General features: G+C 68.0%; 20 protein-coding genes and 1 pseudogene. 15 read left to right on the top strand and 6 right to left on the bottom strand.

What is annotated here, in order from left to right:
• Positions 1 to 198 precede the first annotated feature (198 nt).
• The 5 genes from KXS11_RS01480 (at position 199) to nagB (ending at position 5248) form a co-directional block, all read left to right on the top strand.
• Entirely contained in the window at positions 199 to 1554 is a 1356-nt protein-coding gene (locus KXS11_RS01480; RefSeq protein WP_437383674.1) for an extracellular solute-binding protein, read from the top strand.
• A gap of 66 nt (positions 1555 to 1620) precedes the next feature.
• Entirely contained in the window at positions 1621 to 2583 is a 963-nt protein-coding gene (locus KXS11_RS01485; RefSeq protein ID WP_437383675.1) for a carbohydrate ABC transporter permease, read from the top strand.
• The gene (locus tag KXS11_RS01490; protein WP_437383676.1) at positions 2580 to 3509 is read left to right on the top strand and encodes a carbohydrate ABC transporter permease; all 930 of its coding nucleotides are present in this window, start codon (positions 2580 to 2582) and stop codon (positions 3507 to 3509) included. The genes KXS11_RS01485 and KXS11_RS01490 overlap by 4 nt, the downstream gene beginning before the upstream one ends.
• Before the next feature lie 55 nt (positions 3510 to 3564).
• Positions 3565 to 4476: an ROK family protein gene (locus KXS11_RS01495; protein WP_437383677.1), complete on the top strand. Its 912-nt coding sequence runs from the start codon at positions 3565 to 3567 to the stop codon at positions 4474 to 4476.
• A complete protein-coding gene (gene nagB / locus KXS11_RS01500; RefSeq protein WP_437383678.1) occupies positions 4469 to 5248 on the top strand; it encodes a glucosamine-6-phosphate deaminase in 780 nt (259 codons plus the stop codon). Before KXS11_RS01495 ends, nagB begins: the two co-directional genes overlap by 8 nt.
• 102 nt (positions 5249 to 5350) lie before the next feature.
• Here the strand turns inward: nagB and KXS11_RS01505 are convergent, their stop codons facing one another.
• On the bottom strand, positions 5351 to 5677 hold the full coding sequence (locus KXS11_RS01505; protein WP_437383679.1) for an AzlD domain-containing protein: 327 nt from the start codon (positions 5675 to 5677) through the stop codon (positions 5351 to 5353).
• Positions 5674 to 6330, bottom strand: a complete 657-nt coding sequence (locus tag KXS11_RS01510; RefSeq protein WP_437383680.1) for an AzlC family ABC transporter permease — start codon at positions 6328 to 6330, stop codon at positions 5674 to 5676. Before KXS11_RS01510 ends, KXS11_RS01505 begins: the two co-directional genes overlap by 4 nt.
• 102 nt (positions 6331 to 6432) lie before the next feature.
• Here KXS11_RS01510 and KXS11_RS01515 point away from each other — a divergent pair, with 102 nt between their 5' ends.
• The 4 genes and pseudogenes from KXS11_RS01515 (at position 6433) to KXS11_RS01530 (ending at position 9910) form a co-directional block, all read left to right on the top strand.
• The gene (locus KXS11_RS01515; RefSeq protein WP_437383681.1) at positions 6433 to 7002 is read left to right on the top strand and encodes a helix-turn-helix domain-containing protein; all 570 of its coding nucleotides are present in this window, start codon (positions 6433 to 6435) and stop codon (positions 7000 to 7002) included.
• A 153-nt stretch (positions 7003 to 7155) separates the two neighbouring features.
• The gene (locus tag KXS11_RS01520) at positions 7156 to 8064 is read left to right on the top strand and encodes a DUF2268 domain-containing protein (protein ID WP_437383682.1); all 909 of its coding nucleotides are present in this window, start codon (positions 7156 to 7158) and stop codon (positions 8062 to 8064) included.
• Positions 8065 to 8091: 27 nt separating this feature from the next.
• Positions 8092 to 8874: a MerR family transcriptional regulator gene (locus KXS11_RS01525; protein ID WP_437383683.1), complete on the top strand. Its 783-nt coding sequence runs from the start codon at positions 8092 to 8094 to the stop codon at positions 8872 to 8874.
• 50 nt (positions 8875 to 8924) lie between these two features.
• Positions 8925 to 9910: pseudogene (locus KXS11_RS01530) on the top strand (IS481 family transposase).
• Here the strand turns inward: KXS11_RS01530 and KXS11_RS01535 are convergent.
• Entirely contained in the window at positions 9907 to 11829 is a 1923-nt protein-coding gene (locus KXS11_RS01535) for a BglG family transcription antiterminator (RefSeq protein ID WP_437383684.1), read from the bottom strand. The pseudogene KXS11_RS01530 and the gene KXS11_RS01535 overlap by 4 nt on opposite strands.
• A gap of 190 nt (positions 11830 to 12019) precedes the next feature.
• Between KXS11_RS01535 and KXS11_RS01540 the strand changes: the two genes are divergently transcribed.
• The 6 genes from KXS11_RS01540 to KXS11_RS01565 all read left to right on the top strand — a co-directional run bounded on the left by KXS11_RS01540 (position 12020) and on the right by KXS11_RS01565 (position 17598).
• Positions 12020 to 12343: a PTS sugar transporter subunit IIB gene (locus KXS11_RS01540; protein ID WP_437383685.1), complete on the top strand. Its 324-nt coding sequence runs from the start codon at positions 12020 to 12022 to the stop codon at positions 12341 to 12343.
• Positions 12344 to 12347: 4 nt separating this feature from the next.
• Positions 12348 to 12623, top strand: coding sequence for an HPr family phosphocarrier protein (locus KXS11_RS01545; RefSeq protein ID WP_437383686.1), 276 nt, complete (start codon positions 12348 to 12350; stop codon positions 12621 to 12623).
• A 4-nt stretch (positions 12624 to 12627) separates the two neighbouring features.
• Positions 12628 to 14304: a phosphoenolpyruvate--protein phosphotransferase gene (ptsP, locus tag KXS11_RS01550; RefSeq protein ID WP_437384126.1), complete on the top strand. Its 1677-nt coding sequence runs from the start codon at positions 12628 to 12630 to the stop codon at positions 14302 to 14304.
• Positions 14301 to 15887 carry a PTS mannitol transporter subunit IICB gene (locus tag KXS11_RS01555; protein ID WP_437383687.1) on the top strand — a complete coding sequence of 529 codons (1587 nt, stop codon included), beginning with the start codon at positions 14301 to 14303 and terminating at the stop codon, positions 15885 to 15887. The genes ptsP and KXS11_RS01555 overlap by 4 nt, the downstream gene beginning before the upstream one ends.
• Positions 15888 to 16009: 122 nt before the next feature.
• A complete protein-coding gene (locus KXS11_RS01560) occupies positions 16010 to 16444 on the top strand; it encodes a PTS sugar transporter subunit IIA (protein ID WP_437383688.1) in 435 nt (144 codons plus the stop codon).
• Positions 16444 to 17598 (top strand): mannitol-1-phosphate 5-dehydrogenase, encoded by a 1155-nt coding sequence (locus KXS11_RS01565; RefSeq protein WP_437383689.1) that lies wholly within the window; start codon positions 16444 to 16446, stop codon positions 17596 to 17598. Before KXS11_RS01560 ends, KXS11_RS01565 begins: the two co-directional genes overlap by 1 nt.
• Before the next feature lie 142 nt (positions 17599 to 17740).
• Here the strand turns inward: KXS11_RS01565 and KXS11_RS01570 are convergent, their stop codons facing one another.
• The 3 genes from KXS11_RS01570 to KXS11_RS01580 are packed head-to-tail and all read right to left on the bottom strand — an operon-like array spanning position 17741 to position 20606.
• The gene (locus KXS11_RS01570; protein WP_437383690.1) at positions 17741 to 19102 is read right to left on the bottom strand and encodes an FAD-binding oxidoreductase; all 1362 of its coding nucleotides are present in this window, start codon (positions 19100 to 19102) and stop codon (positions 17741 to 17743) included.
• The gene (nagA, locus tag KXS11_RS01575; protein ID WP_437383691.1) at positions 19099 to 20253 is read right to left on the bottom strand and encodes an N-acetylglucosamine-6-phosphate deacetylase; all 1155 of its coding nucleotides are present in this window, start codon (positions 20251 to 20253) and stop codon (positions 19099 to 19101) included. Before nagA ends, KXS11_RS01570 begins: the two co-directional genes overlap by 4 nt.
• The gene (locus KXS11_RS01580) at positions 20253 to 20606 is read right to left on the bottom strand and encodes a YrdB family protein (RefSeq protein WP_437383692.1); all 354 of its coding nucleotides are present in this window, start codon (positions 20604 to 20606) and stop codon (positions 20253 to 20255) included. Before KXS11_RS01580 ends, nagA begins: the two co-directional genes overlap by 1 nt.
• Positions 20607 to 20616 lie beyond the last annotated feature (10 nt).

The raw sequence follows: 20616 nt of genomic DNA on the forward strand, positions 1-20616 counted from the left end.
CAGCTGGGTAAATCTCCGCGGGAAACGGGTGTACGGACTTGCACGGTGTTTGTTCGTAAGGTTTACTAACAAACTATCGACACGACGAGGTGTCGGACCACCGCACCGCGTTCCGCCCACCTCGTCGAGTCCTGCACATCGCACCAGAGGGCAGGCCAACCGGCAGGCCACACGGCATCGAGACACAAGGAAGCACCCATGATGATGAAGAGCAAGCTCGGCGCCCTCGCGCTGATCACCGCGTCCGCCATCGCCCTCGCCGGCTGCTCGAGCGGCGCGGCCGGGGGAGAGGCCGCGAGCGGTTTCGACGCAGCGGGCGCCAAGGGCCAGGACATCACCTTCTGGGTGATGGGCGGCGACACCCCGCAAGAACTCCGCGACTATCTCGTCAGCGAGTACAAGGCGGCCACCGGCGGCACGCTCACGATCGAGGAGCAGAGCTGGGGCGACGCACTCACGAAGCTCACCAACCAGCTGCCCGACGCGAAGAACACCCCCGACGTCACCGAGATCGGCAACACCTGGTCGCCGACCTTCACGAACGCCGGCTCCTTCACCGACCTCAGCCCCATCTACGACGACCTGGGCGGCGACAAGCTCCTGAAGTCCTTCGTCGAGGTCGGCGAGGTCGACGGCAAGCAGTACGCACTGCCGTACTACTTCGGTTCGCGCTACATCACCTACCGCAAGGACATCTGGGACGCGGCGGGCCTCTCCGTCCCCACCACGCTCGACGAGTTCAACGAGGACGTCGCCAAGCTGAAGACCTCCTCCCAGTCCGGGTTCTACATCGGTGGCGAAGACTGGCGCAACGGCGTCTCATGGGTCTTCGCCAACGGTGGCGAACTGGCGACGAAGGACGGCGACACCTGGAAGTCCTCGCTCTCCGACGCCAAGACCGTGAAGGGCCTCGAACAGTTCCAGGCGCTCTTCGCCGACGCGTCCAACGCTCCGGTCACGGAGAAGGACAGCACCCCCTGGGTGAACATCAACAACGACCGTGACGGCGCGGCGCCGGAAGCCGCGACGATCATCGCTCCGGGCTGGGCACACTGGTCCGTCGGCGACTTCACCGGAGACAAGGTCGACGACGCCGGGCAGGTCGTCCTCGACGCCAACGGCGCCCCGGTCGAGACGCGCACCTGGAACGACGCCACCTTCGGCGTCTTCCCGCTGCCCGGCAACGACGGCAAGCCTGCCCCGGTCTTCGCCGGCGGCTCGAACATCGCCATCTCGAAGACGAGCACGAAGCAGGCGGGCGCCAAGGAGCTCCTCCGCATCGTGTTCTCCAAGGAGTACCAGCAGATGCTCGGCAAGAACGGCCTCGGCCCGGCCAACACCGACGAGGTCTCCTCGCTCGGCGACGACCAGTTCGCGACCGCGCTCATCGACTCCGCTCTGCACTCCAAGCTCACCCCGGCCGCTCCCGGTTGGGCAGCGGTCGAGGGCAAGTCGTACCTCGAGGAGTTCTTCGGCAAGGTCGCCGGCGGCGGCGACATCACGGCCCTCGCCAAGGAGTACGACGAGAAGATCGACAAGATCATCAACGGCTAGTCCTCCCTCGTCTCCCGGCCGTCGTCACCGCGACGGCCGGGAGGCACCCACCCCCAGAAACGGAGGATGATCGTGACCTCGACGCTGCAACGTACGCCGCGAGCCGCCATCACCCGCACCGCGGCGACCAACCGTCGACGCAAGGCGTTCGCGCCCTACATGCTCCTCATCCCGGCCATCGGGATCCTGCTCTTCGGCCTCGGCTACCCGGTCGTCTGGCAGGTCGTCACGTCCTTCCAGAAGTACGGTGCCCTCCAGCAGCTCGGCGGTCAGGCCCCGCCCTTCGTCGGTCTCGACAACTACATCGCCGTCGCGACCAACCCCGAGTTCTGGGGCGTCGCGATCAGGTCGATCGTGTTCTGCGTGGTGACCGCCGCGATCACCCTCGTCATCGGCATGCTGCTGGCACTGCTCATGACCGTGATCGGCAAGGCCTCACGACTCGTCCTCCAGGTCGGGCTCCTGCTCGCCTGGGCGATGCCGGTGGTGGCGGCGACGACGGTGTGGATCTGGCTCTTCGACCGCCGTCGTGGCGCCGTGAACTACCTGCTCGACATGATCCCCGGCGTCGACATGAACCGCTTCGACTGGCTGGGCACGCCGACGACCTTCTTCATCGTCGCGAGCGTCATCATCATCTGGATGTCCGTGCCGTTCGTCGCATTCTCCGCCTACGCCGCGCTCACACAGGTGTCCGAGGAGGTCCTCGAGGCCGCGGCGCTCGACGGCGCGGCCGGGTGGCAGCGATTCCGCAGCATCATCTTCCCCACCATCCGTCCCGTGATCGCGATCGTGCTCCTGCTCCAGCTCATCTGGGACCTGCGCGTGTTCACCCAGATCACGATCCTGCAGGACGCCGGATCCCGCAGCGCCGACTTCGACCTGCTCGGCACGTACATCTACAAGTCCGGTGTCGCCGGTCTCGACTTCGGTCAGGGTTCGGCGATGGCGCTGTTCGTCCTCGCGCTCACGATCGCGCTGAGCTGGTTCTACATCCGCAGTCTCCTCAAGGAGGACAAGCAGCCATGACCGCAGCCCTCATCGCTCCCGAGGAGACCCACGGCGGAGCCCAGGTCCCGCCTCCCGCAGCGCGCGCGTCGCGTGGCGCCCGCCCGGGGCGCACCCGCCGCCGCGTCGGCAAGACGCTGCTCGGCGCGCTCGCCGTCGTCATCGCCGTCGTCTGGGTCTTCCCCGTCTACTGGATGATCAACTCGGCACTGCTGCCGAAGAGCTACCTCGAGTCGTTCACGCCGACGTTCTTCCCGGTCGAGGCCTCGCTCGGCAACTTCCGGGCCGCCATCGCCGACGGCACCTTCTTCAGTGCCCTCGGGATCAGTGTCGGCGTGACGCTCACGGCCGTGTTCTGCTGCCTGATCTTCGCCTTCCTGGCTTCGATCGCGATCAGCCGCTTCCGGTTCAAGGGACGCACCTCGTTCGTCCTCGCCGTGCTCATCGTCCAGATGCTGCCGGCTGAGGGGCTCTTCATCGCCCAGTACAAGATGATGTCGACGCTCGGGCTCAAGGGCAGCATCATCGGCCTGAGCCTGCTGTACATCGCCGCGATCGTACCGTTCACGGTGTGGATGCTCCGCGGGTTCGTCGCGGGCGTCCCCGCCGAGCTCGAGGAGGCGGCGATGGTCGACGGGTTGAGTCGCACGCAGGCGTTCATGCGCATCACCTTCCCGCTCCTCGCACCCGGCCTCGTCGCCTCCGGCGTCTACGCGTTCCTGCAGTGCTGGAACGAGTTCACGATCGCATTGGTCCTCATGGACCAGTCGTCCGAGACGCTGCCGCTGTGGTTGCGCGGCTTCGTCCAGCAGAGCTCCACCCGCGCGATCGACTGGGGTCAGGTCATGGCGGCTTCGGCTCTCGTCGCCGTGCCGGTCATCATCTTCTTCCTCATCGTGCAGGGGCGGCTGACGAGCGGGCTCGTCAGCGGGGCGGTCAAGGGCTGATGCCGGAGCACCACCACGCCGGTCGTCGATGCCGGTCGAACATGGGCGTGTACGCATGAGGGTCGGACTCGACATCGGCGGCACCAAGACCGACGCCGTCGCGGTGACGGACGACGGCGCGCTCCTCCACCGGTTGCGTCTCGTGACCGGCAGCGGGCCCGAGGCCGTCGTGGACACGGCCGTCGAAGCGGTTCGGCGACTGTCCACCGCACTCGCCGTGCCGATCACCTCGTTCGCCTCGGTCGGGGTCGGGATCCCCGGCCTCATCGTGCCGGGAACCGGCCGCGTCGCACACGCCGTGAACCTCGACGTCGAGGAGCTCGAACTCGGCTCCATCCTCGAATCGCGCCTCGGAGTGCCGGTCACGGTGGAGAACGACGTGAAGGCCGCCGCGCTCGGAGCCTGGCAGCTGCTCGACGGCTCGGGCACCATGGCCTATCTGAACCTCGGGACGGGTGTCGCAGCTGGCATCGTGCGCGACGGCGTGCTGTGGCGAGGGTCGAGCGGCATCGCCGGTGAGGTCGGGCACCTGTCCGTCGACCCGCTCGGCGACCGGTGCTCGTGCGGACAGCGCGGCTGCGTCGAGACGATGGCCGCCGGCGGCGCCGTCGGCACGGCATGGGGCGGTACCGCGGCGTTGCCCGTCCTCGAGCTGTTCGATCACGCCGACGCCGGAGACGCGCGGGCCATCGCCCTCCGGAAACGCCTCGGACACGGTGCTGCTGCGGCGATCCGCATCCTGACGCTCACCGTCGACGCCGACGACATCGTCCTCGGGGGAGGACTCACCGCACTCGGCGAGCGACTGCTCGTCGTCATCCGCGAAGCCCTGGCGGAATCCGCCACCGGCTCTCGCTTCGTCGCATCACTGCAATTGGAACAGCGGGTGCGCCTCGTGCCGTCGGGGTCACCCGTCGCGGCGGTCGGCGCGGCACTCGTGGGTAGAGGAGAATCGTCACATGGCTGAAGTCGTGATCGTCCAGGATTCAGGTGCCGCAGGCGCCCTCGTCGCGGAGGCGATCGCCTCCCTGATCGGGGAGAAACCCGATGCGGTACTCGGTCTGGCGACCGGCTCGACCCCGCTTCCCGTGTACGAGGCGCTCGCCGCCCGCGCGAGTGAGCTGGAGTTGTCGCAGGTGCGGGGGTTCGCGCTCGACGAGTACGTCGGTCTGCCGGCCGGGCACCCGGAGTCGTACCGTTCGGTCATCACCCGTGAGGTGGTGGAGCCGGTCGGGCTCGTACCCGAGCGCATCCAGGTTCCGAACGGTGCTGCCGACACCATCCAGCACGCCGGCGCCGACTACGAGGCCGCCATCGAAGCGGCCGGGGGCGTCGACCTGCAGATCCTCGGGATCGGCACCGACGGTCACATCGGCTTCAACGAGCCGGGGTCGTCGTTCGCCTCGCTCACCCGGGTGAAGACCCTCACCGAGCAGACGCGTCGCGACAACGCCCGCTTCTTCGACTCGATCGACGACGTCCCGATGCACTGCATCACGCAGGGGCTCGGCACCATCCTGCGTGCGCGGCACCTCGTGCTGTTGGCGTTCGGGGAGGGCAAGGCAGCAGCGATCGCCGCTGCGCTCGAGGGTCCGCTCTCCGCGAGCCTGCCGGGTTCGGCGGTGCAGCTGCACCCGCGGGCGACCGTCGTCATCGACGAGGCCGCGGCCTCGCAGCTGAAGCACGCCGACTACTACCGCTACGCCTACGCGAACAAGCCGGCCTGGCAGGGCATCTGACCCCGTCCGACGCCCCTCGACACGCTCGGGGACCAGTCCTCTGCCGTCCCCGAGCTGCGTCCGGTCTCCGGTCCCTGAGCCTGTCGAAGGGCGTCTGCCTGCCTACGCGACACCGGCGAGGCGGAGGAGCGCGGTCGTCACCGCGGCGGCCAGCACGATCACCACGAACGGCGCCCGGCGCCACGCGAGGACACCGGCGACGAGTACCCCGGCAACGCGCGCGAGGCCGGCGAACTGCTGGTCCTGGGCGAGGGCCGTCGTCGTGAGCACCGCCACGAGCAGGACGATCGCGGCATCCGCGAGGAGTTGCTCGATGCGTTCGGAGACCTCGGCTCTCGTGCGGAGCAACGGCCCCGCGAGGCGGAAGCCGTAGGTTCCGACCGCGAGGACGACGATGCCGGCGAGGACGAGCATCGGCTGCTGGTTCATGAGACGGCCTCAGTCTGGCTCGGCTTCGCTCGTCCGAGCCCGAACAGCAGGCCGACGAGCGACAGCAGCACCGGCACACCGGCCGGGAGGAACGGGGTCGCTGCGATCGCGACCACCGCGCCGATGAGGGCGGCGCGGCGGGTCCGCCGCACACGGAGCGCGGGGAAGACGAGCGCGAGCAGGACGGCGGGGAACATCGCGTCGAGCCCGAACGCGTCGGTGTCCTCGATGACGGAGCCGGCGAACACGCCGATCGCCGCACCCGCTGGCCAGCACAGCAGGATCCCGAGGCCGCACGCCCAGAACGCCGCCCGCTTCCGGGACAGCGTGTCCTGGTCGAGCGCGAAGACGACGGATTCGTCGTTCATGAGGTGCGTGCCGACGACGCGCCGCCAGCCCGTGCCGACGACCTCGTGGATCGCGAGACCGAAGGGGAGGTGCCTCGAGTTGACGAGCAGGCCGGCGAGCGCGGCCGTGACGGGGCTGCCACCCGCCGCGACGATGCCGACGAACAGGATCTCCGAAGCGCCCGCGAGCACGAGGAGGGTGAGGGCGATGACCACCCATGGTTCGACGCCGGCGTTGACCGCGACGGCCCCGTAGGAGATCCCGACGAGACCGTCGGCGAGGCAGACCAGGACGATGGCGCGCATCGTGCTGCTCTCGAGAGACCTCCATATCGAACGCACGTACACTATGGTGAACGACGAACGTGTGTTCGTCAAATCGAACGACCCGGTTGCTGGAGTGAACGAATGACGCAGACCCCATCCGATGACGGAGCGCCGCACGCCGCGGTCGCCGCAGCGCTCACCCGCGAGCGGTTGCGGACCGGATTGTCGCTCGCCGAGGTGGCGCGTCGTGCCGGCATCGCGAAGTCGACGCTCTCGCAGCTGGAAGCCGGCTCGGGCAACCCGAGCCTCGAGACGCTGTGGGCCCTCAGTGTCACACTCGACGTGCCGTTCGCCCGGCTCGTCGAACCGGTCAAGCGCCCCGTTCAGGTGATCCGCGCGGGGGAGGGGCCCGCGCTCGCGGCCTCCGGCTCCGACTATGTGGCGACCGTCCTCTCGGCCTGCCCGCCGAACGCCCGCCGTGACATCTACCGCATCGTCGTGGAGCCGGGATCCCCCCGTCTGTCGGAGCCGCACATGCCCGGGGTCGTCGAGCACTGGGTGCTGAGCACGGGGCGCGCACTCATCGGTCCTGTGGGCGAGACCGTGGAGCTCGGCCCGGGGGACTACCTCTCGCACGCCGGAGACGTTCCGCACCTGTTCGACGCGCTCGAGCCCGGGACGACGGCCGTGATGGTGTCCGAGCACGTCTGACCGCCCCTCGGCGCGCTCGAGGAACCGCCTACGGCAGGCTCAGGGAACGGAAGACCGCTCGCCGGGTCCGTCGCGACTCGTCGTACTGACCGGGGACATTGATTGAAGCGATGGTTGACCTTGCCCCTGCGTCAATGTTTACAGTCAAGTGTTATGACAATTTCATTGATTGACAGCGCCTCTGCGGTGGCGCGGGTTTTGGACGCGGCCCCCGATATGCGGGCGGATCTCGTGAGAGAGATGTGGGCGCCGATGGCAGGCATGTACCACTTCATTCCTGACGGGCTAGATATGGCGTCCGTCCACCGTCAGAACTTCGGTTTCAATTGGGAGAACCCTTCGGACCAGTTGCGCGAGGGTGTGCAGATGCTGGTCGACGCTGACGCGTGGAGACGAGTCGCTGGGGCACTTGAGGCGGGAGTAGCCGCGTTGAAGGCCGCCGATCCGAGCGTGATTGTGCCGGATCTCACGGTGCTGCTCGTGCTCGGCGATCCCACCAACGCGCATTTCCTCAATGAGGTTCAGGGGTTGTCGGGGTTCGGCGGAATCAGCGGTTACATAGCCATGACCGTGTGGCCCACCCCACGCGTCCTCGACCGGCTCGAAGCCATCGCCGTCCATGAGCTGCATCACAATGTCCGCTATTCGCCCGGCGGTATAGACTGGAACCCTGCCACGGTGACGGTTGGAGAGCACGTCATATCCGAGGGTCTCGCGGACACGTTCGCGACAGAACTCTATGGCGACACCGGATACACCCACTTCGTCAGCGATGCGACCCGCTCTGATGACCATGTGCTTGCGAAGGTCGCGACCGGGCTCGATGTCACCGGGATGCAGGACTTCGCAGGGTGGGTTCTCGGCGATGCCACTGCACGACTGTTCGGTGGTTCGCCGGTGGGCCTCCCGACCGGCGCGGGTTACGCCGCCGGAGCGCGACTGGTCGCCGCGTACGTCGAAGCCAAAGGCACGACCGCGGCGCAGAACGTGCGTACCCCCGCGGCGGAGATCCTGCTGCAGGCTCTGCCTCGCCTCGGCCTCGCACCGTCCAAGCGGGACTGAGGATCGAGATGCGATGAGGAGTGCGTGATGGAGTGGACGGTCAAGGAACTCGCCGAAAGGGCGGGGATCAGCGGTCGCGCATTGCGTCATTACCATCGCATCGGGCTGCTCCAGCCCGACCGGGTCGGGTCCAATGGCTATCGCTACTACGGACCTGACTCGGTCGCACGCCTACAGCGCATCCTTCTCCTTCGCGACACGGGGATGGCCCTTACCGAGATTGCCGCGGTGCTCAACGCGCAGGAAACCCCCAACGCTGAGATAGAAGCGCTGCAGACCCACTTGGAGCAGCTGGATACGGACAGGCAGACGCTCGAGCGGCGCATCGCCGCAGTTCAGCACACCCTGACGATGCGCCGGGAAGGCCGCGAACCCCGGATGGACGTGATGCTCCAGGGCTTCAACGACGGCTACGAAGCCGAGGTCGTCGAGCGTTGGGGACGCGACGCGTTCGAAGCCTCAAATCAGTGGTGGCACGGCAAATCCGTTCGTGAACAAAGCGCTTGGAAGACCGACACAGAGGCACTCCTGGCGCGCTGGCGCGAACTCCAGGAAGCCGGCCACGAGCCCGATTCCACAGCCGCTCAAGTACAGGCGACCGCGCACGTGAACTGGTTCGCCCAGATCCCCGGAACGCCAACGCACGCCGGCGACAGAGAGAAGTCCACTGCGATGGTTCTCGGAGTCGCGGACCAGTACGAGTCGAATCCCGACTTTCACCTGACTTTCGGTAGCGAGGCAGCCGCACGATTCGCCGCCAACGCCCTCCGCAATCACATGAGGCGCCTGCCCGAACACCCTTGGCTATGACGGCGAGAGGATGCACGTGACAGTGCCCGACCGAACCAAAGAAAGATCCCATGTCGCACCCGAATGCCGCTCTGACGCCTCGCAACCGACTCAAGTCGCTCGCCTCGTCGTCGATCAGAACTGGCCGATCAGTGAGGTAGCAGCTCGATTCCACGTCTCATGGCCGACCGTCAAACGTTGGGTAGACCGCTATCTCGCCGACGAGTCAATGGAAGACCGCTCCTCCCGCCCAAAGCACTCGCCGAACAAGACGCCGCTGCCTGTGGCCAAGCGATGCGTAAGCCTGCGGATACGGCTCCGCGAGGGACCAGTCCAACTTGGCGCACGACTTGAAATTGCGCCCTCGACCGCTCACCGGATTCTCGCGGCTGCGCGACTCAACCGCCTGACTCAACTCGACCGCGCTACCGGCGAGCCGGTCCGCCGCTACGAGCACCCACACCCGGGATCTCTGGTCCACGTGGACGTGAAGAAGCTGGGGAACATTCCAGACGGTGGCGGATGGCGTTACGTCGGACGCCGTCAAGGTGACCGGAACCGCTCAGCCACACCAGACACATCGAAGAACAGGTGGCACAACCCAAAAAGGGGCTACGCGTTCGTGCACACAGCCATAGATGACCACTCCCGGGTCGCATTCACGGAGGTCCACGACGACGAAACGGCTGTCACTGCCGTTGGCGTCTGACGTCGCGCCGCCGCCTGGTTCGCCCAACGCGGCGTCACAATCGAGCGAGTGCTGTCAGACAACGGCGCGGCTTACCGCAGCCACCTGTGGCGAGACACGTGCGAGGCACTGGCGATCCGACCCAAGTGGACACGTCCGTACCGGCCACAGACGAATGGGAAAGTGGAACGCTTCCACCGAACTCTGGCCGACGGCTGGGCCTATGCCCGCTGCTACCAATCGGAAACGGAACGCCGTGATGCGCTCCTGGCCTGGCTCCACCACGACAACCAACACCGACCGCACACGGCCTGCGGCAACGATCCACCATGCTCAAGATTGACGAACGTCCCCGGTCAGTGCAATTAGTCGTCGATGACGTGGACGAGCTCGTCGATGAACCCGGCGAAGTCGTCGGAGCGACGGATGATTCGGGCGACGCTGGACCGCTCGGAGAACACCTCGACGAACTGGTCGAACACGGTCTGGAACGCTGCGCGACCCGATTCGCTGAACGCGACGAGCGCGATCACGCTCACCCGCGCCCCGCCCCACTCCATCGGCGTCTCGTTCACCGCGATCGCGATGGCGGTCGAATGCGCCGTCATCGACATCGCGTGGGGCACGGCGAGGGTGTCGGTGAACGCGGTCGACGACATGCGTTCCCGCTCGATCGCGCCCGTGAGGTACTGCTCGTCGATGACCCCGCGCTCGATCATCCGCTCGCCGAGCAATCGGATCATCGACTCCTCGTCGCTCGCCCGCGCGTTCCGGATGAAGAGCTCCGGGTGGAAGTACTGCAGGAGGTCGTCCTTGATGTCCGACAGGCGTGAGGCACGTCGGACCCGGCTCACCGCGGAGCGCACCCGCTCGACATCGCCACCGGTGAGGAACGGCTGGATGACCACGATGCCGTCGGCGGGGGTCGGGGGTTCGATCGTGGTCAGGACCAGCTCTGTGTCGATTGCAGCCCAGTCGACGTCGGTGCGGGTGATGACGGCGCGGACGTCGAGGACGTCGCCGAGCTGCGACTCGACACGCCCGCGCAGCACCTCGTGCATGTCGTAGTAGCCGGCGGACACGATGGTGCAGCCGAGGAGGGCGGCCTTCCTCGCCTTCTGCTCCAGCTGCGCGCCGACGTGCATCGCGATGTAGGCGATCTCGTCGTCGTTGATGACGATCGAGCCGTGCCGCTGCAGCCGGCTCGCGATGAACACCGCCAGCTCGTAGATCATCGGGTACGACGTCTTGATCGAGCGGGTGAGCGGATTGCGTGAGTACGACTGGTCCTGTGCGCGCCGGATGAGGTTCTGGACGTGGAGCGTGAGCCGGACGATGAAGTCCTCGTCCGACAGGTCGACGAGGTACTCCTCGCCGGCCCGGGCAACGGCCTCACGGACGGCCGCGAGGTCTGCGGCGTTCACGTAGTCGTCGACGAGCGTCTCCGCCGCCTGGCCGCTGCCCGGTGTCACGACGCGTGTGACCAGCAGGTAGCTGAGGTACACGAGGTCCCCTTCGCCGAGCACCACGTGGAAGTGCTTGTCGACGAGGCGTGCCAGGTCTTCGGACACCGCCTCGACCTCGGGCGTCCGCGGGGTGTGCTCGCCGGATTCGGCGGGGCGGTCCTTCGTGACACGGTCGATCGCGATCGCGATGTGCAGGAGCACGTTCGCGATGCCGTACTCGTTGACGTAGTAGTCGCGAGCGGTGAGCGCTTCGAGGAGTTCGCCTTTGAACGGACTGAAGTCGTTCGGCGCGAACGCCCGCTGCAACGCGTCGAGCTCGACGATGCCGCGGTCGGTCTCGTCACGGAACATCCGGGTGAGGAGTCGTCGTCGACCGGTCTCATCGCCGACCATGCGCACGACCGACCCGGAACGCTCCAGGGTGAGCGCCGTCTCGGCGAGCATGGCGCGGACCCGGCCGAGGTCGCCCTCGACCGTCGACTCGCTGACATGCAGGCTCTGGGCGGTCTCGTAGACGTCGATGCCGGCCGGGGTGCTGATGAGGAGCCGGACGAGACCATACAGCCGATCGCGCGGCGTCTCCGATTCGAAGGCCGATGCCGCCCGACGTCGGTAGACCGCGTAGCCGTCGGCGTTCAACCGGTAGCCGTTGGGTCCCGATTCGACGACGTCGTGCGGCGCGGCCCGCGTGTTCACCGCGGTCACGTAGCTCCGGACGCTCCGCGGCGTGACGCCGAGCACCTCGGCGATCTCGTTCGCCGTGGTCCAGGAGTCGCGACCGGCGAGGTAGCCGAGCATGCGGTCATGCTTCTCGCGTGCCACGGTGCCTCCGTCCGGTGCGTCGGTGAAGCGGCCCGGGTGAAACCGCTCCACCGAGTCAACCACCTTCCGCAGCCGTTCCGCGCCTGATCGACGAGCTTTCCGCCCGGGCGGAAGACCTTGTGGTGGCGACGGGGCCTCGGCGGGCGGAAGGATGTTGCGGTAGGCAATCGGCAGTTCTGGAGAAGGTTCGATGAAGATCCTGGTGATGTGTGGCGCGGGTGCGTCCAGCACGTTCGTCGCCCAGCGCGTTCGACGCGCGGCAGCAGACCGAGGCCTCACCGTGACGGTCGAAGCCGGTGCCGAAGCCCAGATCCTCTCGGATCCCGTTGCCCTCGACGGTGTCGACGTCCTGCTGATCGGCGCGCACCTCGCAGCGCACGAGACAGCCATCCGCGCCGCCGCCGATCCGGTCGGCACCGCCGTCGCCGTGCTCCCGGCCGATATCTTCGAGGCCTCCGGCGGGGAACGCGCACTCGAACTCGCCCTCTCGATCCAGTCACCAACCAGGAGGTAACCCCATGGCAACTCGTACTGTCCGCATCGGCTCCTCGCATGGCCTGCACGCCAGGCCCGCGAAGCTGTTCACGCAGGCTGCCAAGGAGTCCGGGAGCGCCGTCACGATCGCCAAGGGCAGCGGCAAGCCGGTCAACGCCGCGAGCATCCTCGGCGTCATCGCGCTCGCCGTCGAGCACGGCGACTACGTCACGCTCGCCATCGACGGCGACGGCTCCGAGGTCGAGGCGACGCTCGACACCCTCTCCGAACTGCTGGTGACCGACCATGACGAGCAGTAGCACCATGGCAGCGCTGCAGGGCATCGGCATCGGCCAGGGCATCGCCCTCGGCCCGATCGCACGCATGTCGGACCCGCTTCCCGCGCCGGCGGACGACCCGAGCACGCTCGACGTCGCGACCGAGACCGAGCGCGCGAACACCTCGCTCGCCGCGGTCGCTCGGGAACTCGAGGCGCGCGGTGCCGAGGCCGGAGGTTCGGCCCAGGAGGTGCTCGAGGCCCAGGCCATGATGGCCGAGGACCCCACGCTCGCCGAGGAGATCGCCACCCGTCTCGCCGACGGCAAGACCGCAGAGTGGGCGGTCTACGCCGCGTTCGCGTCGTTCCGTGACCAGCTCGCCGCCATGGGCGGGTATCTGGGGGAGCGCGCCGCCGACCTCGACGACGTCTCCCAGCGGGTCATCGCGAACCTCCTCGGTGTGCCGGCTCCCGGCGTCCCGTCGCCAGGTCACCCGTTCATCCTCGTGGCCCGCGACCTCGCGCCTGCGGACACCGCGCTCCTCGACCTCGACATGGTGCTGGGACTCGTCACGAGCGATGGCGGACCCACCTCCCACACCGCGATCCTCGCCCGCGAGAAGAACATCGTCGCGATCGTCGGCGTCGTCGGTGCCACGGAGCTGTCCGACGGCACGACGCTCGTCGTCGACGCTGCGGCTGGATCGGTCACCGTCGATCCGACCGCCGAGCTCGTCGCCGCGACCGAGCAGCGCATCGCGGACCGTCTCGCCCTCGTGAACGCACCGATCGTGCCGGGCGCGCTCGCCGACGGCACCCCCGTCCCGCTGCTCGCGAACCTCGGCTCGGCCGAACACGCCGATGCCGCGGTCGAGCTGGGTGCTGAGGGCGTCGGCCTGTTCCGCACCGAGTTCCTGTTCCTCGACCAGCCGCTCGCGCCGACGGTCGAGCAGCAGCGCGGGCACTACGAGAAGCTCCTGAAGGCCTTCCCCGGCAAGAAGGTCGTCGTGCGCGTGCTCGACGCCGGCGCCGACAAGCCGCTCGCGTTCCTCAACGACGCGCACGAGGACAACCCGGCACTCGGCCTCCGCGGGCTCCGTGCCCTGCGGGCGAGCGAGGACATCCTGCGTGAGCAGCTCACCGCCCTCGCCCAGGCCGACGCCCAGGCCGACGCCGACCTCTGGGTCATGGCGCCGATGGTGTCGACCGTCGAGGAGACCAAGTACTTCATGGCGATCGCGAAGGAGTACGGGCTGAAGACCCCGGGCGTCATGGTCGAGGTCCCGTCGAGCGCGCTCCTCGCGGACCGTGTCCTCGAGCACGCGGGATTCGCCTCCATCGGCACGAACGACCTCACGCAGTACACCCTGGCGGCCGACCGCCTGCTCGGCTCCGTCGGGGCGTTCCAGGACCCGTGGCACCCGGCGGTCCTCCGTCTCGTCCAGCTCGTCGGCGAAGCCGGCGCGAAGCACGGCAAGCCCGTCGGCATCTGCGGCGAAGCGGCGGCGGACCCCCTGCTCGCCGTGGTGCTCGTCGGCCTCGGCGCCACCACCCTGTCCATGTCACCGTCGGCGCTCGCCGACGTCCGTCAATCACTCCAGCAGTACACGCTCGAGGATGCCCAGCGCATCGCCCGAGCAGCCCTGGCCGCCGATGGCGCGGCCGAAGCCAAGGCAGCGGCGACCGCTGCAACGACTCCCGAAATGAAAGAGGCAACATCATGACAACGACGTCTGTCCCCAAGAAGCCGGGAGGTGCACGGGTCGGGGTCCAACGATTCGGCACCTTCCTCTCCGGCATGGTCATGCCGAACATCGCCGCGTTCATCGCCTGGGGCCTCATCACGGCCTTCTTCATCGCCACCGGCTGGCTGCCGAACGGCGTGCTGGGCGGCTTCGGCAATGCGGACGTCATCGGCTGGCAGGGCGCGGCGACCGCACTCGCACAGGCCGACGACGGCACGACCTTCCAGCAGTACGTGGGCCTCGTCGGCCCGATGATCACCTACCTGCTGCCGCTGCTCATCGCGAACACCGGTGGGCGCATGATCTACGGTGAGCGAGGCGGCGTCGTCGCCACGATCGCCACCATGGGTGTCATCGTCGGCAGCGCGATCCCGATGTTCATCGGTGCGATGATCATGGGCCCGCTCGCCGCGTGGTTGATGAAGCAGGTCGACCGTCTCTGGGACGGCAAGATCAAGGCCGGCTTCGAGATGCTGGTGAACAACTTCTCCGCCGGCATCCTCGGTGCCCTGCTCGCCATCGGCGGCTTCTACGGCATCGCTCCGATCGTCACCGGGCTGAGCAACTTCCTCGAGGGCATCGTCGACTGGCTCGTCGCCAACTCGCTCCTGCCGCTCGCGAGCATCTTCATCGAGCCCGGCAAGATCCTCTTCCTGAACAACGCCATCAACCACGGTGTGCTCACCCCGCTCGGTGTGCAGCAGTCCGAGGAGACCGGCAAGTCGATCCTGTTCCTGCTCGAGGCGAACCCCGGCCCGGGACTCGGCATCCTGCTCGCGTTCTGCTTCTTCGGCATCGGTCTGGCGAAGGCGTCCGCTCCGGGCGCCGTCATCATCCAGTTCTTCGGTGGCATCCACGAGATCTACTTCCCGTACGTGCTCATGAAGCCGATGCTGGTCCTCGCCGCGATCGGTGGCGGTATGGCCGGCGTCGCGACGAACGTCGCCTTCAACACGGGCCTGCGTGCGCCCGCCTCGCCTGGCAGCATCATCGCCGTGCTCATCCAGACGGCACCGGACAGCTACGTCGGCGTCATCCTCTCGGTGATCGTCGCCGCGGCCGTGTCGTTCACGATCTCCGCGATCATCCTGCGGGCCAGCCGCAAGCGCGACCTCGAGAACGAGAACGCCGGTGACCTCTCGGCAGCCGTCGCCGCGACGGAGGCCGCGAAGGGCAAGAAGTCGAGCGTGCTCGGCAACCTCGCCGCCTCGAGCGCGGCCGGTGGGGCGGACGTCGTCGAGGAGGGCCTCGTCGCCACCCTCGAGCGCGGTCCGATCCGGACGATCGTGTTCGCCTGCGACGCCGGTATGGGCTCCAGCGCCATGGGTGCCTCGGTGCTCCGCAACAAGATCAAGAAGGCCGGCATCGACGAGGTGACCGTCACCAACAAGGCGATCGCGAACCTCTCCGACGACATCGACCTCGTGATCACCCAGCGCGAACTGACGACACGTGCCCAGGAGAAGACTCCGAGCGCCGTGCACATGTCGGTCGACAACTTCATGAACTCTCCGAAGTACGACGAGGTTGTGGAGTTGCTGCGCGAAGAGGGAGCACACTAGCAACGGATCACCACCCGGCGGCGCGCGCGAAGGGCGCGTGCCGCCGGGGCACCATCCCACCACCCTTCACCGGGTCGAGGCCCCACGGGCACGGCCCCTCCACGAGGAATGCAGAGGAAGACATGTCGCAGGTACTGACCCAGGACCGGATCACCATCGTCACAGGGACGGTGACGCAGGAGCAGGCCATCCGCACGGCTGCCGACGCCCTGGAGGCTGCGGGCGCGGTCACCGACGAGTACTTCGAGGCGATGCTCGCGCGCGAGCAGTCCGTCTCCACCTACATGGGCAACTTCCTCGCGATCCCGCACGGCACCAATGACGCGAAGGAGGCCGTGCTCGACTCGGCCCTGTCCTTCACCCGCTACGAGACGCCGATCGACTGGGCCGGCGAGGAGGTCCGTTTCGTCGTCGGCATCGCCGGCAAGGACGGCGGACACATGGAGATCCTCTCGAAGATCGCCATCATCTTCTCCGAGGACGACGAGGTCGCGAAGCTGCTCGCCGCCGGCACGCCCGAGGAACTCTTCGCCCTGCTGAGCGAGGTCAACGAGTAATGCAGGCGGTCCATTTCGGCGCCGGCAACATCGGACGCGGCTTCGTCGGTCTGCTCCTCCACCAGGGCGGCTACGAGGTCGTCTTCGCCGACGTCAACGCCGAGCTCATCGGTGCGATCGCGGCGGCCGACAGCTATACCGTCCACGAGGTGGGCGAGGGCGCGAAGGACACCGTGGTCACCGGGTTCCGCGCCATCAACAGCGCGACCGAGGAGGAGGCGCTCGTCGCCGAGATCGCCGCTGCGGACGTCGTGACGACCGCGGTCGGGCCTACGATCCTGCGTTTCGTCGCACCGGTCATCGCGCGCGGCATCGCGGCGCGTCCGGTCGATGCGCCGCCGCTCGCCGTGATGGCCTGCGAGAACGCGATCAACGCAACCGATCTGCTCGCCACAGAGGTCCGCCAGGCCGTCGGCGAGGTCGCCTGGGAATCACTGTCCGAGCGCGCGGTGTTCGCGAACACGGCCGTCGACCGCATCGTGCCAGGCCAGCCTGCCGGGCAGGGCATCGACGTCACCGTCGAGACGTTCTTCGAGTGGGCGATCGAGACGCCGGCCTTCAACGATGCGTTGCCGTCGATCCCCGGTGCGCACTTCGTGGAGGACCTCGCGCCGTACATCGAACGGAAGCTCTTCACGGTGAACACCGGGCATGCTTCTGTCGCCTACTTCGGCGCGCGGGCCGGTATCGGCACGATCGCGGAGGCGTTGGCCGAACCGTCCATCGAGGCGGCGGTCCGTGCGGTGCTCGAGGAGACCTCCGCACTGCTCGTCGAAAAGCACGGACTCGATGCCGACGCACAGCGCGCCTACCGGGAGACCATCCTGCGACGCTTCGCCAACGTGCACCTGCCCGACACGGTCGAGCGCGTCGGGCGGCAGCCGCTCCGGAAGCTCAGCCGCACAGAACGGTTCATCGGTCCTGCTGCAGAGCTCGCCGAGCGGGGGATGGGGCACGACGCCCTCGTCGCCGCGATCGGTGCAGCGCTGGAGTTCGACGCCCGCTCCGACGAGCAGAGCGTCGAGCTCCAGGCGAAGTTGCACGAGTTGAGCGCCGAGACCTTCGTCGAGGACGTCACCGGACTCGCGCCCGAGCACCCGCTGTCCGCAGCGGTCCTCGCGCAGGTCGTCGCCCGCCAGACGTCCCTCGCGTAGACGCCTCGCCTTTCGACAGGCTCAGGGATCGGGTGGACCGATCCCTGAGCCTGTCGCCGTTCCGCGGAGACCGCCACGAGTCACCGGCTGGATTATCGGTCTCGGGGCGAGCATCGGTCCCTGAGCCTGTCGAAGGCCCCGCTTAGAAGACCTTGCCCGGGTTCAGGAGGTTCTCGGGGTCGAAGAGTCGCTTGATGCCGTGCTGTAGCGCGAGCTGGTCGGCGCCGAGCTCGTCGCCCAACCAGCGCTTCTTGAGCAGGCCGATGCCGTGTTCGCCCGTGAGCGTGCCGCCGAGTCGCAGCGCCGCGGTGAAGAGCTCGTCGGCCGCCTGCCAGATGAGTTCCGGAACCTCGGCACCCTCGTAGACGAAGTTCGGATGCAGGTTGCCGTCGCCAGCGTGTGCGACGGTGGGGATCGTGATGCCGTACTTCCGTTCGATCTCGCCGATCTCCGCGAACATCGCGGCGAGCTGACTACGCGGCACGGAGACGTCCTCGATGAGCGGCGTCCCGAACTGTTCGAGCGAGGGGTGCAGTGCCCGCCGAACGGCCAGCAGGTGCTCGCCGGTGGCATGGTCGGTCGACATCTCGGCACGTCCGCCGCCGGCGCGCAGCACCTCGACGATCGCGGCCGCCTCCGCTTCGGAGTTCGGCCCGTCGGTCTGGATCACGACGTGGGATTCGCCGGAGGTGGGGGTCGGCAGCTGCAGGTACTGGTGCACGGCGACGAGGGCGACGGGGTCGAGCAGCTCCATGATCGACGGCTGCACACCGGACGCAGTGACGGCCGCGGTCGCAGCGGCGGCGTCGATGACGCTCGGGAAATAGGCGGCGATCGTCGCGACCGTGCCCGGGGTGATGCGTCTGATGCGGACCGTCGCCTCGACGATGACGCCGAGCACACCCTCGGAACCGACCATGAGACTCGTGAGGTCGAGCCCGGTCACGCCCTTGACGCTCCTGTGGCCGACGCTGATGAGTCGGCCGTCGGCGAGGACGACTTTGAGGGCGAGGACCGCGTCGCGGGTCACGCCGTACTTGGCGCAGAGCAGCCCGCCGGCGCCCGTGGCGATGTTGCCGCCGACCGTGGAGATCGCGCGACTCGCGGGGTCCGGCGCGAACCAGAGGCCGCGGGCGAGGAGGAGGTCGTTGAAGTCGCCGTTGATGATGCCCGGTTCGACGACCGCGAGGAGGTCCGGTTCGTTGATCTCGAGCACCCGCGTCATCGCGAGCGTGGACAGGACGATCTCGCCCGCACCACCGAGCGCGCCGCCGGCAAGGCCGGTACCGGCGCCGCGGGTGACGACGGGCGTACCGCTCGCCGTGGCGATGCGCATCACGGTCTGCACGTCTTCGATGCTGCGAGCGGACACGACGGCGATGGGTGCGGCATCGGAGACATGGCCGGACTTGTCGGAGCGGGCCTCGGCGAGGACGGCGTCGTCGGTGGAGACCGCTTCGCCGAGGGCGTCGCGCAGGCTGTCGAGCACGGTGAGGGTGGTCATCGGGGGAGCTCCGTTCCATCGGCCCAGACGGCGAGGACATTCCAGTGGTGGTCGAGGAGGACGGCGTCGGCGACGGAGCCCACCGCCAGTCGGCCGAGACGGTGCTCGAGACCGAGGACCCTGGCGGGTGTGCTCGTCAACGCCTGGACGGCGGCGACGGCCGGGACGCCGCTGTCGACGGCGAGCCGCAGCGCGCGGTCGAGTGTGAGCGTGGATCCGGCGATCGAGTTGCCCTCGACGAGGGTCGCGAGGCCGTTGGAGACGTCGACCTCGAGCGAACCGAGCAGGTACCGGCCGTCGGCGGACCCCGCCGCGGCCATGGCGTCGGTGATGAGGGCGACGCGGCCCGGAGCCTGCTCGAAGACGAGCTTCGCGACGTCGGGGTGCACGTGCTCGCCGTCGAGGATGAGCTCCACGGTGACCCGCTCGTCGGCGAACGACGCGATGATCGGACCGGGTGCGCGGTGGTGGATGCCGTTCATCGCATTGAACACGTGGGTGACGAGGCGTGCACCGGTGTCGAACGCGGTCTTCGTGAGCGCCTCGTCGGCGTCGGTGTGCCCGACCGCGACGACGACGCCGGCCTCGACGAGCACCTGGATCGCTTCGAGGGCGTTCGGCAGCTCAGGCGCGATCGTGATCTGTCGGAGCGTGCCGCGGCTCGCGTCGATGAGTCGCTCGACGATGGCTGGGCTCGGATCGATGAGCGCGGCCGGGTCGTGGGCGCCCTTCTTCGCGGGGGAGAGGAACGGTCCCTCCAGGTGCGAACCGAGGACGAGCGGGTCTTCCGCGACGAGGTCGGCGATGCCCTCGAGACTCGAGACGAGGGTGTCGACCGGGTTCGAGACGAGGCTGATGAGCGAGCGCGTCGTGCCATGGGCGCGGTGGACCGCGAGCGCGCGCCGGATGGCGTCGACCCCGTCGTCGAAGGCCGCTCCGCCTCCACCGTGCACGTGCAGGTCGACGAAGCCCGGAGTGAGATGGGAGCCGTGCGCGTCGTGCACGACGGTGTCGTCGTCGGTGTCCACGGAGCGCCAGTGCTCACCTGAGCCGGTCGCGGTGATCACGCCGTCGACGGCGTGGAACCAGAACGCGTCGACCTGCCCGTCGACATCGATCTTGGTGGCCGAGTGGACGAGCAGGCTGGGCATCAGATCTCCTTGCGACCGTTGATGACGCCGCTGACGACCGCGATGATCGCGAAGACGCCGGCGATGACGGGTTGACCGAGGTTCCACCACGCGAGGGCGGCGGCGCCGAAGATGACGAGCTCCACGACCGTCCGGCCGTAGAGGTCGATGCGGAACACGGCGCGCGGCGAACGGAACAGTGCCCACAGCACGATCGCGGCGAGCGGGGCAGCGATGCCGACCACGACGTTCCACGGGAAGGGGAAGGAGACGACACCCCAGAAGCCCAGGGAGAAGAAGGCGAAGAGTTCGAGGAAGAACCGCAGGATGTCGTTGGGGCCGATCTTCACATCGTCCGGAGTTCGTTCAGGCACCAGACGATTC

The sequence above is a fragment of the Plantibacter flavus genome (genome assembly GCF_051487245.1).
Classification (GTDB): domain Bacteria; phylum Actinomycetota; class Actinomycetes; order Actinomycetales; family Microbacteriaceae; genus Plantibacter; species Plantibacter flavus_B.

What these genes read in the sequence shown, in the direction of transcription:
- KXS11_RS01570 (WP_437383690.1), bottom strand. Translation starts at nt 19,102, where the DNA reads ATGACCACCCTCACCGTGCTCGACAGCCTGCGCGACGCCCTCGGCGAA.
- KXS11_RS01545 (WP_437383686.1), top strand. Translation starts at nt 12,348, where the DNA reads ATGGCAACTCGTACTGTCCGCATCGGCTCCTCGCATGGCCTGCACGCC.
- KXS11_RS01480 (WP_437383674.1), top strand. Translation starts at nt 199, where the DNA reads ATGATGATGAAGAGCAAGCTCGGCGCCCTCGCGCTGATCACCGCGTCC.
- KXS11_RS01520 (WP_437383682.1), top strand. Translation starts at nt 7,156, where the DNA reads ATGACAATTTCATTGATTGACAGCGCCTCTGCGGTGGCGCGGGTTTTG.
- KXS11_RS01490 (WP_437383676.1), top strand. Translation starts at nt 2,580, where the DNA reads ATGACCGCAGCCCTCATCGCTCCCGAGGAGACCCACGGCGGAGCCCAG.
- KXS11_RS01525 (WP_437383683.1), top strand. Translation starts at nt 8,092, where the DNA reads ATGGAGTGGACGGTCAAGGAACTCGCCGAAAGGGCGGGGATCAGCGGT.
- ptsP (WP_437384126.1), top strand. Translation starts at nt 12,628, where the DNA reads ATGGCAGCGCTGCAGGGCATCGGCATCGGCCAGGGCATCGCCCTCGGC.
- KXS11_RS01515 (WP_437383681.1), top strand. Translation starts at nt 6,433, where the DNA reads ATGACGCAGACCCCATCCGATGACGGAGCGCCGCACGCCGCGGTCGCC.
- KXS11_RS01495 (WP_437383677.1), top strand. Translation starts at nt 3,565, where the DNA reads ATGAGGGTCGGACTCGACATCGGCGGCACCAAGACCGACGCCGTCGCG.
- KXS11_RS01565 (WP_437383689.1), top strand. Translation starts at nt 16,444, where the DNA reads ATGCAGGCGGTCCATTTCGGCGCCGGCAACATCGGACGCGGCTTCGTC.
- KXS11_RS01560 (WP_437383688.1), top strand. Translation starts at nt 16,010, where the DNA reads ATGTCGCAGGTACTGACCCAGGACCGGATCACCATCGTCACAGGGACG.
- nagB (WP_437383678.1), top strand. Translation starts at nt 4,469, where the DNA reads ATGGCTGAAGTCGTGATCGTCCAGGATTCAGGTGCCGCAGGCGCCCTC.
- KXS11_RS01540 (WP_437383685.1), top strand. Translation starts at nt 12,020, where the DNA reads ATGAAGATCCTGGTGATGTGTGGCGCGGGTGCGTCCAGCACGTTCGTC.
- nagA (WP_437383691.1), bottom strand. Translation starts at nt 20,253, where the DNA reads ATGCCCAGCCTGCTCGTCCACTCGGCCACCAAGATCGATGTCGACGGG.
- KXS11_RS01485 (WP_437383675.1), top strand. Translation starts at nt 1,621, where the DNA reads ATGATCGTGACCTCGACGCTGCAACGTACGCCGCGAGCCGCCATCACC.
- KXS11_RS01510 (WP_437383680.1), bottom strand. Translation starts at nt 6,330, where the DNA reads ATGCGCGCCATCGTCCTGGTCTGCCTCGCCGACGGTCTCGTCGGGATC.
- KXS11_RS01505 (WP_437383679.1), bottom strand. Translation starts at nt 5,677, where the DNA reads ATGAACCAGCAGCCGATGCTCGTCCTCGCCGGCATCGTCGTCCTCGCG.
- KXS11_RS01555 (WP_437383687.1), top strand. Translation starts at nt 14,301, where the DNA reads ATGACAACGACGTCTGTCCCCAAGAAGCCGGGAGGTGCACGGGTCGGG.